General features: G+C 45.3%; 9 protein-coding genes. 3 read left to right on the forward strand and 6 right to left on the reverse strand.

What is annotated here, in order from left to right; translation table 11 throughout:
* Positions 1-9: 9 nt before the first annotated feature.
* The 3 genes from treR to gmhB all read right to left on the reverse strand — a co-directional run bounded on the left by treR (position 10) and on the right by gmhB (position 2,049).
* Positions 10-954, reverse strand: coding sequence for a trehalose operon repressor TreR (treR, locus tag M4S28_RS13750; RefSeq protein WP_004734376.1), 945 nt, complete (start codon positions 952-954; stop codon positions 10-12).
* Between the two features lie 89 nt (positions 955-1,043).
* Positions 1,044-1,379: an MliC family protein gene (locus M4S28_RS13755; protein ID WP_249631969.1), complete on the reverse strand. Its 336-nt coding sequence runs from the start codon at positions 1,377-1,379 to the stop codon at positions 1,044-1,046.
* A gap of 118 nt (positions 1,380-1,497) precedes the next feature.
* Positions 1,498-2,049: a D-glycero-beta-D-manno-heptose 1,7-bisphosphate 7-phosphatase gene (gene gmhB / locus M4S28_RS13760; protein WP_249631970.1), complete on the reverse strand. Its 552-nt coding sequence runs from the start codon at positions 2,047-2,049 to the stop codon at positions 1,498-1,500.
* A 240-nt stretch (positions 2,050-2,289) separates the two neighbouring features.
* Here gmhB and metN point away from each other — a divergent pair, with 240 nt between their 5' ends.
* The 3 genes from metN (at position 2,290) to M4S28_RS13775 (ending at position 4,888) form a co-directional block, all read left to right on the forward strand.
* Entirely contained in the window at positions 2,290-3,324 is a 1,035-nt protein-coding gene (gene metN / locus M4S28_RS13765) for a methionine ABC transporter ATP-binding protein MetN (protein ID WP_004734373.1), read from the forward strand.
* Positions 3,314-3,997 carry a methionine ABC transporter permease gene (locus tag M4S28_RS13770; RefSeq protein ID WP_004734372.1) on the forward strand — a complete coding sequence of 228 codons (684 nt, stop codon included), beginning with the start codon at positions 3,314-3,316 and terminating at the stop codon, positions 3,995-3,997. The genes metN and M4S28_RS13770 overlap by 11 nt, the downstream gene beginning before the upstream one ends.
* A gap of 81 nt (positions 3,998-4,078) precedes the next feature.
* A complete protein-coding gene (locus M4S28_RS13775) occupies positions 4,079-4,888 on the forward strand; it encodes a MetQ/NlpA family lipoprotein (RefSeq protein ID WP_004734371.1) in 810 nt (269 codons plus the stop codon).
* Positions 4,889-4,980: 92 nt separating this feature from the next.
* Here the strand turns inward: M4S28_RS13775 and M4S28_RS13780 are convergent, their stop codons facing one another.
* The 3 genes from M4S28_RS13780 to M4S28_RS13790 form a co-directional block, all read right to left on the reverse strand.
* On the reverse strand, positions 4,981-6,186 hold the full coding sequence (locus M4S28_RS13780) for a carbohydrate porin (protein ID WP_004734370.1): 1,206 nt from the start codon (positions 6,184-6,186) through the stop codon (positions 4,981-4,983).
* A gap of 405 nt (positions 6,187-6,591) precedes the next feature.
* Positions 6,592-7,368: a Zn-ribbon-containing protein gene (locus M4S28_RS13785; RefSeq protein ID WP_017079382.1), complete on the reverse strand. Its 777-nt coding sequence runs from the start codon at positions 7,366-7,368 to the stop codon at positions 6,592-6,594.
* Between the two features lie 245 nt (positions 7,369-7,613).
* Complete coding sequence (locus M4S28_RS13790) at positions 7,614-16,019, reverse strand: VCBS domain-containing protein (RefSeq protein ID WP_249631971.1); 8,406 nt, start codon at positions 16,017-16,019, stop codon at positions 7,614-7,616.
* Between the last annotated feature and the right edge of the window lie 185 nt (positions 16,020-16,204).

Raw genomic sequence — 16,204 nt, forward strand, 5'->3', positions numbered from 1 at the left:
TTGAATGGATTATAGAATAGGAGATTGAGTGTGATGAGAGATCTCTGCATTGCCTAAAAGCTGAGAGATCAATAGATTAGCGGCCAATTTCCCCGCAGATTGATATCCAGGATCAATGCTAAATACTCGAGGGAACAAGAAGGAGAGAAGATCATTGCCACCAACGCCAGTCACCACCACATCTTCACGTTGTAACTCTTGCAGACGTTTGATTACGCCAAGAGCCAGTGTATCACTTGCACAGACAATCGCTTGAGTCGCAGGAGCAAGCACCTCATCCACCAACTGATAAGCGCTTTCATGATGAAGTTGACCAGTACGATAGTTCGCAATTGAACCTGTATTTTCACACCACTCGAGATAAGCCTTAAGACGCAGTTCACCGGTTGATTTATCACTAGGATCAACGCCAATGAAGCCAACCTCAGAGATCCCCTGATCTGCTAAATGCGTTAACGCACTATTGATCACCTGTTGGTTATCATAGTTAATCGACGTCACGTTCTCGGTATCCAGAGCAATCACCACCGCTTTGTGTTCCCAAGCTTCAATCGCAGGAATATCACAGTCAGTAAAACCGAATACAATAATGCCGTCTACATTGCGACGCTTGAGAACCTGCAGATGTTCATTGGCTTTTTCTCTATCAAGCTGACTTTCCATGATCACGACATCGTAATCCGCTCGATACAATTCGGCCAGCATCGTACTTACCGCTTTGTTTTCAGAAGGAGAGTCCAGACGAGAAATGATTACGCCGATGACTTTTTGACTGCCACCACGCATAGACTGTGCAGACTTTGAAGGCGAGTACCCAGATTCTTGAATTACTCTTTCCACCCTTTCACGGGTTTCAGGTTTCACTTTTGGATCATTGGTCAGAACGCGAGATACAGTTGACTTACCAACACCGGACAGCTTAGCAATATCGAGAATAGTGAGTTTTTTGCTCATAAAAAGTCTAACGTTAAAGGGAAGAGAGGAAAAAGCGAGGGCATATTCCCTCACTTAACTGTTTGTAAATCCTAGAAGTTAACTATGACTTACTTTCGGCAATTTTTATAGACGACACGACCAAGTTCTAGACGTGCGTTGTCACCTTTAGTGCGTAAAGTGACGCTATTGATCAGTTCAGAGGTTCCATCATCTAAGATGTACTTCGTTCCTGAACCTGCCGCTATTTGAGTTAGGCGATATTCATTCTCTGGCAAACGTAATACCGCTTTTTCATTACCAAGGTAAGCGACCTTAAATGAAGCGTCAGACTCACATTGATAAGTCACGAATTGATCATCCGAGACTGCACCATCAGGCGCCGCGGATTTAGAACACCCGACTAACACTACCGTATATAGAGATGCTGCTAACAATGCTTTCATACTGCGTTCCTCATCTTTATATAGTTAACGGCGCTGATATCTTATTGATGGGTTAGCACCCCAGTTGACTGGTTAGAACCCACGTAATAAGTAAGCCTGTTAACGGTAGGAAAATGTATCAGCCTTTCAGGAAAGCTGGTACATCTTTAATGCTATCTAACACGACACTGGCAAGTGCCTCACCCTTTTCAGTCACGGGTTTACCGGTTCTCACCAATACTCTGGTACCAACACCAGCGGCTTCTGCGGCCATCATGTCTTCAGCTTTATCGCCAATCATGACAGAGTTAGCCATATCAATTTTGAGAAAGTCACGCGCAGAAATGAACATACCAGGTTTAGGCTTACGACATTCACAATCTTGCTTGTAGTCGCCAATGCCGTGTTCAGGGTGATGAGGACAGTAATAGATACCATCTAACTCAACGCCATTATCGACAAAGTTCCAATCCATCCACTGCGTCAAAGAAAGAAAACGATCTTCGCTAAACTTGCCACGAGCAATACCAGATTGGTTGGTCACAAGTACCAATAAATAGCCTATATCTTTAAACGCTTTTGCCGCTTCAAACACACCATCGATGTATTCAAAGTCATGCTCATCATGTACGTAGCCATGATCAACGTTAATCACACCATCACGATCTAAAAAAACAGCCGGTTTAGACAAAATTCAGTTCTCTATCAACTCTCTATTAATCATTAATTATTACACGCTTTATTTGCTTCATCACTATCTATTTAGTTTTGCGTTCGTTAACGATTTGTTTCTACCTTAGCAACACAATCGACGTTTAGCCGTCTAGACGTAAAAATATCTATTGACTTAGATCATAGAACACCATAGCATCGTCTGTAAATCGAGCGAGCTATCGACATATTATTCTGTTCCACCTGCACGGGTTTCTCTATGATTAAAGTGAATCAAGTCAACAAGGTTTTTTATCAAGGCACTAAAGAAATCAATGCCTTAATCGATATCAACCTTCACATACCTCAAGGTCAAATCTTTGGAGTTATCGGCTCTTCAGGTGCAGGCAAAAGTACCCTGATCCGTTGTGTAAATATGTTGGAAGCCCCGACCTCAGGTGAAGTGATTGTTGACGGTATTGACCTGACAAAACTCAGCAAATCAGAACTCAGCGAAGCTCGCCGTAACATCGGCATGATCTTCCAACACTTCAATCTGCTGTCTTCTCGTACTGTATTTAACAACGTAGCACTGCCTTTAGAGCTTGCTGGTAGAGATAAAGCTGCGATTGAAGCGAAAGTGAGTGAACTACTTGAGCTTGTTGGTCTATCGGATAAGCGTGATACCTACCCTGCGAACTTAAGTGGCGGTCAAAAGCAGCGTGTCGCGATTGCTCGTGCGCTAGCGTCAGACCCAAAAGTACTGCTATGTGATGAAGCGACCAGTGCGCTGGATCCAGCAACGACTCAATCTATTCTTGAGCTGCTACGTGAAATCAACCGTAAGTTGAGTATCACTATCCTACTGATTACTCATGAAATGGATGTGGTTAAAAGCATCTGTCACGAAGTCGCGATCATTGGTGATGGTGAGCTAGTAGAGAAAGGCACTGTGGGTGAAATATTCGCACACCCTAAAACAGAGCTGGCACATCAGTTCATTCGTTCAACGCTCGATCTAACGATTCCTGAAGATTACCAAGCACGTTTGCAAGATACTCGCGTAAACAGCAGCTATCCACTGGTACGCCTTGAGTTTACTGGCGCAACGGTCGATGCTCCGTTAATGACGCAAATCGCACGCAAATTCAACATCGACGTTAGCATCTTAAGCTCAGACCTTGATTACGCCGGCGGCGTGAAGTTCGGCATGATGGTTGCTGAATTGTTCGGTAATGAAGCAGACGATAATGCTGCTATCCAATTCCTACGCGACAACAATGTAAAAGTAGAGGTGCTTGGCTATGTCCTTTAGTTTCAACGAGATTGCTGACTGGATCAGCCTTAACGGTAACCTTCTATTAGGCGCAACAGGCGAAACTCTTTACATGGTTGCTGTTGCAGGCATCGTTGGTTTCGCTGTCGGTATCCCATTAGGCGTGATTCTACACACGACTAAAAAAGGTGGTCTGTTAGAGAACACCAAGCTAAACAAAATTCTTGGTGCGGTTGTCAACGTAGGCCGTTCAGTGCCCTTCTTAGTACTGATGGTTGCAATCATCCCACTGACTAAGATGTTGATTGGTACCTTCATCGGTACAACAGCAGCGATTGTTCCACTAACAATTGGCGCTATCCCATTCGTGGCTCGACTTATCGAAAGTGCGCTACTTGAAGTACCAACAGGTCTAGTAGAAGCCGCTCAATCAATGGGCGCAACACCAACACAAATCATCAATAAGGTTCTACTTCCTGAAGCACTTCCGACTATCATCAACTCAGTAACGATTACGTTAGTGACTCTGGTGAGCTACTCAGCAATGGCCGGAACTGTAGGCGGCGGTGGCCTAGGAGATGTCGCGATTCGTTACGGATTCCACCGCTACGATGTGACCATCATGGCTGTGACAGTAGTAATGTTGATTGTGCTTGTACAAATTATTCAATCAATCGGTGATTCATTGGTTCGCCGCGTTGACCACAGATAAAGACTCAGCGTTAAAACGCAAACTATCTAAGACAAGAGTCGTCTGAACCAAATTAAATAGATTTATTAAAAGGAGATTATTATGAAATTTAGCCTTAAAGGTTTACTGACTATCGCAGCGGCAGCTTCAGCGCTAGTACTAGCAGGTTGTGGCGAGAAAGAAGTGGATACTTCTAAAATCAAAGTTGGCGTAATGGCAGGTGCTGAAGCACAAGTTGCAGAAGTAGCAGCTAAAGTAGCAAAAGAGCAGTACGGCCTAGATGTTGAGTTAGTGACGTTCACAGATTACGTAACACCAAACGCAGCTCTAGATGACGGTTCTATCGATATCAATGCATTCCAACACGCACCGTACCTAGATCAGCAAGTGGCTGACCGTGGTTACAAGCTAACAATCGCTGGTAACACGTTTGTTTACCCAATTGCAGGTTACTCTAAAGAAGTGAAATCTGTAGATGAAATCCAAGACGGCGCTCGTATTGCAGTACCAAACGACCCTACAAACCTAGGTCGCTCTCTACTTCTTCTTGAGCAACAAGGTCTACTTGAACTTCGTGAAGGCGCTGGTCTTCTAGCAACCGTTCGTGACATTGTGGGTAACCCTAAGAACCTAACGATTGTTGAACTAGACGCAGCTCAACTGCCACGTTCTCTTGATGATGTTGCACTGTCTATCATCAACACAACTTACGCGAGCTCTATCAACCTGACTCCGCAAAAAGACGGCATCTTCGTTGAAGACAAAGACTCTCCATATGTAAACCTAATCGTTTCTCGTGAAGAAAATCTAAACGCTGAAAATGTACAGAACTTCGTAAAAGCTTACCAAACTGAAGAAGTGTACAACGCAGCTTCTGATATCTTCCAAGGTGGCGTAGTTAAAGGTTGGTAATCAACTAAACGACAGCAACCTATAGATACCCGAAGGGGCTGACATAACGTCAGCCCCTTTTTTAATGGTTATGATTTACAAGAAAGTTCGACTTACCACCAAGCTTCCACTTGCATACCAACGCTCATTTCACTGTTTTTACCTTCACCGAAGGCATTGTCATTTTCAGCATCGTTTAGGTAAGTCGCAAAGATACGGAATTCAGGACGAGACCAGAAACCCACTTGTGGAACCCAGGCCTGAGCGATTGTAAATTTACCACCCGCCCCATCTTTGTTATCGATAGTTTCAACAAAGCCACCAATTTCAAGAATGGTACGCATACGCTTGTCCCACTTGTAAAGCGGGCGAATTACCGCACTGAAAGAATCATCATCACTGTTATTAGCGCCAACACCGGTTGATGCTGCATAACGTACTGTGTGGCCAAACTCGATGTTCTCGCCAATCGCAAGCACGCCCCAGTTAATCAATCGGAAACCCTCGGCGTCATTATTGTTTGCATCACGTACGATGCCCTTACCGGTACCAAAGGTTGTCATCTGCTCGGCATAGCCAGAGTTAGCAACCTGTAGAATCGTTTTGTTGAAGCCACCAGTAAGATTTTGATTCAAACTTGCCGTTAACATTACGCTGTCATCCGCATCGATCGTTTGACCTTGTTTTTCATTGGCGAAGTTCATATCAATACCGACCTCAAGATCCGCATTGTTCCACAGTGGAATCCCGGCATAGCGCACGTCTGCAATCATGGCTGTGGTTTCTTTGCCATCAAATACATCACCCGTAACGGTGTCTTGAATCAAAGCTACCGATAATTTACCTGGGCCCATATTGATGTGTTCAACACCAGCACCAATACCACTGACATCCCAGTAGTAGTTGTCAACGATGTGCACATCATGACGCTGGTAGTAACGTTCACCCGCCCAAATTCCAATGTCCTTATCTTCAAAAAGCCCCACAGCCTGAACATTCAATTGCACCACATCAACGCTTTTATCCGCCGCGTTTTCATCTTGGCCTTGCCAGTACGACAACATGGAATCAACTAAAAATGAAACGTCGTCCTCTGCATACACCTCTTTCTTAAAACCAAACTCACCATACAGGTCATTTTCGTTGCCGAGTCGGCCAACTTTACTCACCTCCCACTTGCTGTTTGAGCCGCCTTCATTACTCAGGCCAACGCCTCCGCGCATGTAACCATTGAACTCCAATGGCGTGGTTTCATCAGCGTATAAATTAGGGGCAAGTAAAGCAGTAGAGAGTGCAGCAGCAATAGGTAACAGTTTCATCGTCCATTCCTTTCAGATCTAGAATCAGGTTATTTTTACAAATGGGAACATTCCCATGGGATCGATCCCATTTATATTGAGAAGAATATAAATTGAAAGAGAACTGATTGATTATTGTGATCAGGCTAACTATTGAGGTAACTAAAAGTTGATGGGTGTTGGATTATTTCTATGAATACGTTGGAGCTACAGAAAGAGGGGAATATCACGTTCTGTACCTACTTGGGGGGGAACAGTAGCGAACAATTAGGGAGTAATAAAGATTGGGAAAAGATAGCTTGTGAGTCGCGAAATCGAGTAAGAAAACAAGATGATAAACGATTGATATAAAGGGGAAATCGATATCGGAGCACTTAAGCAATACTCCGATATCTAAAATACGACGTTTAAATAACCACAGAAGGGTTACTTCAGGTGATCCCAAGAGATGTTTGACACCAATCGACAGTCATCACACTTGAAATAGAAAATATCGTGAATAGGCGTATCAAGCAGCCATTCGCCACCACATTGTGGGCATTTACGCTCTTTTTCAGCTTTTAAGCTAATGCCGCCCACACGGTATAAGTAGTAATACGTTGGGATCTTAGTGAGGTACTCAATGCGCCCTCTCAAGCCCCAGCCGCGTTTGAACAATACGCTTTTGGTATCGCTAATCTCGGTCAGCGTTGCATGTTCAGCACGGCAACCCCCGCCCATTTGTACTTCATCACAGGCTTGCCATTCAGTCTGCCATTTCAACACGGCTTTATGGTCACCATTGAAGGTTGGCGGGTTGCGGTACAAAGGGATCGGCAACAAGCTATCGCCACTACGCAGCGGCGAACAGGTATGCACGAATGTCGTGTATAACACCTGCCAACTTGGCGTTTCATCTTCTGCCACTTCTTCTGAGTTCAGATCTCGACCAAGCAGACGCATCTTAGGTGCTAATAAACTCGCAGCTGATAAGCGTTCAAAACAGACCTTTACGAAATCTGAATGATTACGTGGGTGCAAGCTGTCTTGCTCTGGGCACACAACGCGAACATAGAATTCGCCGTCGCCCATCACGATTGGAAACTCACGGCCTAGCACTTGTCCATTGTAACGAAGTGCATCCATCAAGCCATTAACTGCCTTATCGACAGCGCTGACCGTTGTGTTATCAAAACACTCAAATTGAAGCTCTAGTACGTACATCTATTTACTATATGTGGTTCTATTAATAGCATCATTATAACGACTATTTATACTATTGTACTTAGCTTAATAATACGGATGACCCCGAATTAAATAAATATTCGCTTATAGCTTAATCCTACTGCCTGGAGCTCTAGAGCTCTAGAGCTCTAGAGCAGCCAGTTAAAAACGCATATCATCTTCAGGCAAGTAGAAAACCAATTGATGGGCTTTCTACTCTGTTCAACACAAGTTAAACCACGTTTTTACGTAAAAGTTTGTTGTTGGAACAACTGCTCTACAATTTCATTGGATGTTGTCATAGCGCTCATATCGAAGCCTGATAAATCCAAGTTGGTCATCTCAACTGCAACAGATTGGCCAGATTCCGCTTCGATCGCTAACTCAATACTACTATCCGCAGTTAATGAAGCTGTAACATGCTCTAGTAGCATTTCCATATTAGTAACATCATCTCCAGTCAGGTCAAGAAGGTCTGTGAGGTCAATATTGTCATCACCAAAAGTGAAATCAGTAATAGTATCGCGTGACAAACCATCCACTGAGTCTTGCTCAAAAACAAAAGCGTCTTTGCCCTCTCCCCCCGTCAAAATGTCATTACCTAAGCCACCAATGAGTACATCATCACCTTCACCGCCAAGTAAAAAGTCATCCCCTTGGTTACCATGTAAGGTATCACTGCCTTGCTGGCCGAGTAGTATATCAATACTTTCAGAACCAAGAATCGTATTACCCAACTCATCGCCAGAAAGTGTCACACTCTCTTGAATGACAGGGACTGCTCCTTTTTCGGTTAGAATTAAACTAAATACATTGTCACTGTTTTGCCCTTTACCGTCCGTAACCTCAAAAGCAAAATTCATATTTATTTGCTGACCATTCGACAAGTTAAAGTTCTCGTCTTGGGTAAAGTTATAACTTCCATTTGAGTATACTTCCAAGACACCAAACTCTGTTGTCACACTCAGAAGACCATTTTCACTAGCAACAGAAGAGGTCACATTGGGCGGTGTATCAAAGCCCATAAACTCGGTATTCATCAATCTAAAGTCATTAGTTTGAGTAGACACCTGTAGCGTATCACCATCGGGATCGAAACTACCCGACAATAACTCACCAGCAATAGGCTCCGGCGTGTAATGTTTAAGCAGTTGTCCTAAACTTTCTCCAGAGTCTACATATACGACAGTATCAGTAATGCCATTCATTGCATCCGCAACATTTTCGTCACCACGCGTCGCAATACCAATACCATAAACAGAAGCTTGGTTATCTTGAACATATTGCTCCCAGCGGTCACTTAGGTCATCAGCAACCACAGCCCCGTCTCTAGGGTTCGGAGCTCCATCTGACATGAAGAAGATAGAATCATGGCTCTCGATTGGCTGCTCTTTAAGTAAAAGATCCCAATCCAGTTCACCTTGATCGTTTAGGCCATCCTGCCACGGGAAACGATTAGAACTATCACTTGGTGCCATGACAGCTTCCAAGGCATCATTGTAATCGGTGTTCATTCCTCTATTGTCGATCCAGCACCACTCATTCACATACTTATTGACATCCGTCAGGTAAGTCATGTCCGTGAGCTCACGCCCATTCAGCTCTGGCGGACGTGTCATCTCAAGAACGTCACCAAGTTCAAACCAACTTTGCTCTTCAGTTTCACCTGCAAATTTAACCAAGCGAATGTAGCTATTTGAAGCTCCACCTTGTTGTATTAGATCTTCAACCATTTCATGTAGAGCTTCTGCTGCCTTATACGCTCTTGACTCTGTACGTGAAGCAAGAACTTCATCCGGTAAGCCACTATCTCTATACGTATTCGTCCCATCAAAAGTCCGAGTCATACTGCTAGAAACATCGAACACAACTGTGATCTTATTGATAGGTTGCTCTTCTACTTCAGCAAAACCAACTACTGCTGTGTTCTCCGGCGCCCTATTTTCAACGACATTCAGAGTAACTGTAGTTTGATCTAAGTCGCTGCCATCACTTGCTTCTACGAACAATTCATGAGCTGAAGAAAGATCAAAATCTAAAGCGTCTGAATCTTTTAACCAAATCTCTCCCGTATTACTGTCTATGCGGAATTTGTCACTATCATCCCCTTTAAGGGTATAAGTGATCGTATCGTTGTCAGGGTCAAATGCTGCAACTTTACCAACCAAAATTCCGCTCTCATGCTCAGCAACGTCAAATCTAATGGTGTCGGTGGTTGCTAAACCGTGTCCATCAGAGCCTCGAATCTGATCTTCATCGTTTGGAGAAATAAATTCTGGGGCACCGTCTTTGATATTTATTGTAATATCGTTAGTTGCAATATCACCATCAGCATCAATGACTTTGAATGCAAAGCTTTCACTTTGATCACCATCGACATTATTCGCTTTATAGTCATACCAACCATTTTCAAAATTAATCGTTAACTGGCCAAAGTTCGTTTCTACTTCAAGCAGAGAATGTTCTGAAACTTGAGAAGATATCCCATTAACATCCGTTTTCGATACTGTGCCTGTTTGTTTATCAAACTGGTAGTTTTCACCTTTGATTTCAATAGAATTAACCCATTGAATTTCACCGCCAACTTGAGAAAAAACATCACTTTGAACTTCACCAGGAACGGTAGTCACTAAAACATTCTCTACATTTGACTCGTCAACAACCAATGCAGAACCAGAACTAGTCGCCACTGGTTTGAGATAATTCAAAGAAGCACTATCACCAATACCAAGCGCCCAAATATTATTAAAGGTATGCCCATTAGCTGACATTCCATTTTCCATCGCTAATTCTAGAATCAATTTTTCTTCGGCATCTGTCGGAGCCACTCGGCCAGCTAACAAGTCATCATAATGTGATTGGCTACTAAAATGCGCCGGGTCTAAGTCATCCATTAAGCTTGTTCGAGCTTGAGAGGAATAGAAATCTTGACGAGTCCAGCCACTGAAATCTGAAGGCTGCCCATCAGAGATAAAGTACAACTGGGTATTAGAACCCGCGACTTGGCTAGAGAAACTATCAGCTGAAACGATGTCTTCAACCTGCTCAATCGCTTCATAATAAGGTGTCCAACCAGATGGAGATACAGTAGCAAAGAAATCTGTAATGTCTTGCTCTGACTCGATCCAACTAGAGATTTTACCGCTTGGAGAACCAGAGTGAGTAGCAATTTGGAACTTCACATCTCCCAGTTCATGGTATTTCTCAAACATACTTTTTATTGAAGTTTGTGCTAGATCCCATCTTGTCGTTTGCACACCATTTGAATCCAGAACGGTATCCTTCATAGAGTCAGATGCATCTAGTGCAATCACGACCGAGTTAGACTGAGGTTGCACATCTTTTATCGTATGTTGATGAACTCCAGCTTCAGGAACAACATCAACCACTTCAATATTTAGCTGTGCTTGCTCCACTTGATGACCGACATCTAGCGTGATATTTAACTCAAGCATCAATGAATCATTACCCTGTTCTAGATGATCAAGTGCCGCATGTTGCGATACTTGATACTCACCAGTAGCCTGATCAATCTTTGCCGAAAGCACATCAACTCGATGACCATTAACCTCAGTAAACGCACTAAATTCTGTTTGGTCTTGAGAAAGTTCAAACTGGACTACCAAACCGTTACTCGTTAAACCAAAAAGATCTTGTGTACTATCGAATCGATACTCCGCTTCTTCCGCTGAACCAAGATCTGCATCAAGTTCACCTTCGACAAATACGGTCTGATTCGCACCTAAGTCAGATTCTTCAAGAGTAACTGATTCATTATCAAGTGAAATAGATTCTCCGATTATGGTAACGGTGACGCTGGCTGTATCCTGCAACCCATCCTCATCTTGAATAGTGTACTCAAACTCTACAGTTTTAACTTCACCTGCACTTAATGATTGCTCTGTTAACGGTAAGCTATCTAGGTACTTTTCGGCATCAAAAACAAATTGACCGTTTTGAAGCGTTATATAGTCCGCCTGTGGGTAATCAACAATAGTTAACTCATCGTTTTCTGGATCACTATCATTGGTGAGCACATCTAAAGTTAATAGGCCAGTTCCGTGTGTGTGGTAATTACTATCGAAAGACGTTAAATCAGCAGACACTTCAGTAACGAAATATTCGGAACCTTTAGGGTCAACAACCCCATCTTTATAGCCAATTGCAGACAATTCAATCGTATCAAAGTAGCGTCCGGAGGCATCAATAGAAACTAATTGGCTACCACCACGATTTCCTTCAAATACGCCTGTTGCAATTAATTCACCCTCAAAATAGGCTTTCCATACGCCTTGCTCAATACCCGGTTCCCAGCTTCCATTATTTGTATCTGTCCATAAGTTTTTAACTTCAACTTGTGCATGATTAGCAAGTTGATTATTAGCAAAAGTGAAACTCATCGCTTCACTCTTCTGAGTTGCATCATCGTAACCAATTTGGCCAGATTGAACACGATCAGAAGGGTTATCAAGTTCAGAATGCACACCGTATTTATTGTCACCATCCCCGGTGTAATCTGCCAGAGTTGCATCTGCAACTTTTTCTCCAGTCACACTGTCAATCACATAGACATCGACTTTGATATCGTTGCTGGTTATCCAGTTCGATGAATCTAATGTTTTGGTTTCAGTCGTGATGCCTTTGTCATCTAGAGCAGTCGGACCTTCATTAACGTCACCGACTTTTATATGTACTTGAGCGGTGTCTGTCTCTCCGGACTCATCGGCAACGAGCACATCTACACTGTAGCTTTCATTGTCTTCGTAGTTGAGTGATACACCAGATTTCAATGAAATCTCACCAGATGCAGCATCAATCTGAAAGAGGTCGGTATGATTGCTAAGAGAATAGGTCAATTGACTTGCGCTATCGACATCAAATGCCCCGACCTGACCAACAGTTTGACCTTGGCTATTTTCAGGCACAGAGAATGAATAAACATCATCATCAACGAGTCCCAAACTGTTTAGGCCATGCGAGTCGTTGTTGCCACTGACAAATTCAGGTTTATCGTCTGTTCCAGTGATGGTCACTGCAATCTCATGCGTGCTGCCATCCGCAGTTGATACCGTGAAGGTGCGAACAATTGGAGTAGAGTCGGCGTCCAGAGCTTGGACATCCGCGTGGTCATTGTTGAGCACATAGGTCCACTCACCGTCTGCATCGATACTGAAGGTGCCGTAGTGGCCATCTTGAACATCGCTCTGCGCGGTAAACACCGCTTCGTTCAAATCCGGATCGTCAACATTGAGGTTGCCACCAGTCGTTAGCGTCACGTCTTCTTGCACTGCGCCTTTATCATCACCCGGAATACTTGGCGTGATAACCGCTGCGTCGTCTGAGCCCGTGATGGTTACTGCAATCTCATGTGTGCTGCCATCCGCAGTTTCTACCGTGAAGGTGCGAACAATTGGAGTAGAGTCGGCGTCCAGAGCTTGAACATCCGCGTGGTCATTGTTGAGCACATAGGTCCACTCCCCATCCGCATCGATGCTGAAGGTGCCGTAGTGACCATCTTGAACATCAGTCTGCGCGGTAAACACCGCTTCGTCCAAATCCGGGTCGTCAACATTAAGGTTGCCGCCCGCGGTCAGCGTCACGTCTTCTTGCACTGCGCCTTTATCATCACCCGGAATACTTGGGGTAATAACCGCCGCGTCGTCGGAGCCCGTGATGGTCACTGCAATCTCATGCGTGCTGCCATCTGCAGTTTTTACCGTGAAGGTACGAGTGATTGGATCTGAGTCGGCGTCCAGCGCTTGAACATCCGCGTGGTCATTGTTGAGTGTGTACGTCCACTCACCGTCCGCATCGATACTGAAGGTGCCGTAATTGCCATCTTGAATATCAGTCTGCGCGGTAAACACCGCTTCGCCTAAATCTGGATCGTCAACATTAAGGTTGCCGCCGGTCGTTAGCGTCACGTCTTCTTGCACTGCGCCTTTATCATCACCCGGAATGCTTGGGGTGATAACTGCCGCGTCGTCTGAGCCCGTGATGGTCACTGCAATCTCATGCGTGCTGCCATCCGCAGTTTCTACCGTGAAGGTGCGAACAATTGGAGTAGAGTCTGAATCTAGCGCTTGAACATCCGCGTGGTCATTGTTGAGCACATAGGTCCACTCCCCATCCGCATCGATGCTGAAGGTGCCGTAGTGACCATCTTGAACATCAGTCTGCGCGGTAAACACCGCTTCGTCCAAATCCGGGTCGTCAACATTAAGGTTGCCGCCCGCGGTCAGCGTCACGTCTTCTTGCACTGCGCCTTTATCATCACCCGGAATACTTGGGGTAATAACCGCCGCGTCGTCGGAGCCCGTGATGGTCACTGCAATCTCATGCGTGCTGCCATCTGCAGTTTTTACCGTGAAGGTACGAGTGATTGGATCTGAGTCGGCGTCCAGCGCTTGAACATCCGCGTGGTCATTGTTGAGTGTGTACGTCCACTCACCGTCCGCATCGATACTGAAGGTGCCGTAATTGCCATCTTGAATATCAGTCTGCGCGGTAAACACCGCTTCGCCTAAATCTGGATCGTCAACATTAAGGTTGCCGCCGGTCGTCAGCGTCACGTCTTCTTGCACTGCGCCTTTATCATCACCCGGAATGTTTGGCGTGATAATCGCCGCGTCGTCGGAGCCCGTGATGGTCACTGCAATCTCATGCGTGCTGCCATCCGCAGTTTCTACCGTGAAGGTGCGAATAATTGGAGTCGAGTCGGCGTCCAGCGCTTGAACATCCGCGTGGTCATTGTTGAGCGTGTACGTCCACTCCCCGTCCGCATCGATACTGAAGGTGCCGTAGTGGCCATCTTGAACATCGGTCTGCGCGGTAAACACCGCTTCGCCTAAATCCGGGTCGTCGACATTGAGGTAGCCGCCGGTCGTTAGCGTCACGTCTTCTTGCACTGCGCCTTTATCATCACCCGGAATACTTGGGGTAATAACCGCCGCGTCGTCGGAGCCCGTGATGGTCACTGCAATCTCATGCGTGCTGCCATCTGCAGTTTTTACCGTGAAGGTACGAGTGATTGGATCTGAGTCGGCGTCCAGCGCTTGAACATCCGCGTGGTCATTGTTGAGTGTGTACGTCCACTCACCGTCCGCATCGATACTGAAGGTGCCGTAATTGCCATCTTGAACATCGGTCTGCGCGGTAAACACCGCTTCGCCTAAATCTGGATCGTCAACATTAAGGTTGCCGCCGGTCGTCAGCGTCACGTCTTCTTGCACTGCGCCTTTATCATCACCCGGAATGTTTGGCGTGATAATCGCCGCGTCGTCGGAGCCCGTGATGGTCACTGCAATCTCATGCGTGCTGCCATCCGCAGTTTCTACCGTGAAGGTGCGAATAATTGGAGTCGAGTCGGCGTCCAGCGCTTGAACATCCGCGTGGTCATTGTTGAGCGTGTACGTCCACTCCCCGTCCGCATCGATACTGAAGGTGCCGTAGTGGCCATCTTGAACATCGGTCTGCGCGGTAAACACCGCTTCGCCTAAATCCGGGTCGTCGACATTGAGGTTGCCGCCGGTCGTCAGCGTCACGTCTTCTTGCACTGCGCCTTTATCATCACCCGGAATGCTTGGCGTGATAACCGCTGCGTCGTCGGAGCCCGTGATGGTCACTGCAATCTCATGCGTGCTGCCATCCGCAGTTGATACCGTGAAGGTGCGAACAATTGGAGTAGAGTCGGCGTCCAGAGCTTGGACATCCGCGTGGTCATTGTTGAGCGTGTACGTCCACTCCCCGTCCGCATCGATACTGAAGGTGCCGTAGTGACCATCTTGAACATCAGTCTGCGCGGTAAACACCGCTTCGTCTAAATCTGGATCGTCAACATTGAGGTTGCCGCCGGTCGTCAGCGTCACGTCTTCTTGCACTGCGCCAGTATCATCACCCGGTTTGCTTGGCGTGATGACCGCCGCGTCGTCTGAGCCCGTGATGGTCACTGCAATCTCATGCGTGCTGCCATCCGCAGTCGCGACCGTGAAGGTGCGAACAATTGGAGTAGAGTCGGCGTCTAGCGCTTGAACATCCGCGTGGTCATTGTTGAGAACATAGGTCCACTCACCGTCCGCATCGATACTGAAGATACCGTAGTGACCATCTTGAACATCGGTCTGCGCGGTAAACACCGCTTCGTCCAAATCCGGATCGTCAACATTGAGGTTGCCACCGGTCGTCAGCGTCACGTCTTCTTGCACCGCGCCGTCATCACTTCCACTAATAATAGCGGATACTGATTCAGAAATAACATCAATAGAAGAATTCAAAACAGTGTTCAAAGTGACTTGTTGAGCTTCATTTACCCCCTTGGTCTCAAAGAACGTTTTCGCTAAAACTTCCACGCCATATCTTTCAATGCTTCCAGAAGTTATCAAACTAGAGCCACTGACATTTCCAGACGCGGTAGCAAATTCACTCCCTAATAAAGTAGGGTCTAAGCCGTCTTCGAGAGCATTGAATAACGCAATAACATCTGGTGATATGTCAATATTTTCGTGTTGATCAACAAACGTAATTTCAGGTTCTTTATTGCCTTCAAACGTTTCGACAATAATTTCACCAGGAAACAACTGCTGCCCAGGTTCGACTACTTTAATTTTACCATCTAAACCTATAACAACATACGTTTCTACTGCTAACTTCATTCTGTCGACCACTGCTCATATCCCCTAGAAATCATCGATTAGATTCATCAATCAAACCCAACACAACAAGCTCATTTATTGACAAGAAAAATAATTGGGTAATTTATCATCAAACGGCCCCTATAAAACACGCACTTTTATGGGCTTAAATTTTCATGTTTTAAATTTGTTTTATTTTTATTCAA

The sequence above is a fragment of the Vibrio sp. J383 genome (genome assembly GCF_023503985.1).
GTDB lineage: Bacteria > Pseudomonadota > Gammaproteobacteria > Enterobacterales > Vibrionaceae > Vibrio > Vibrio splendidus.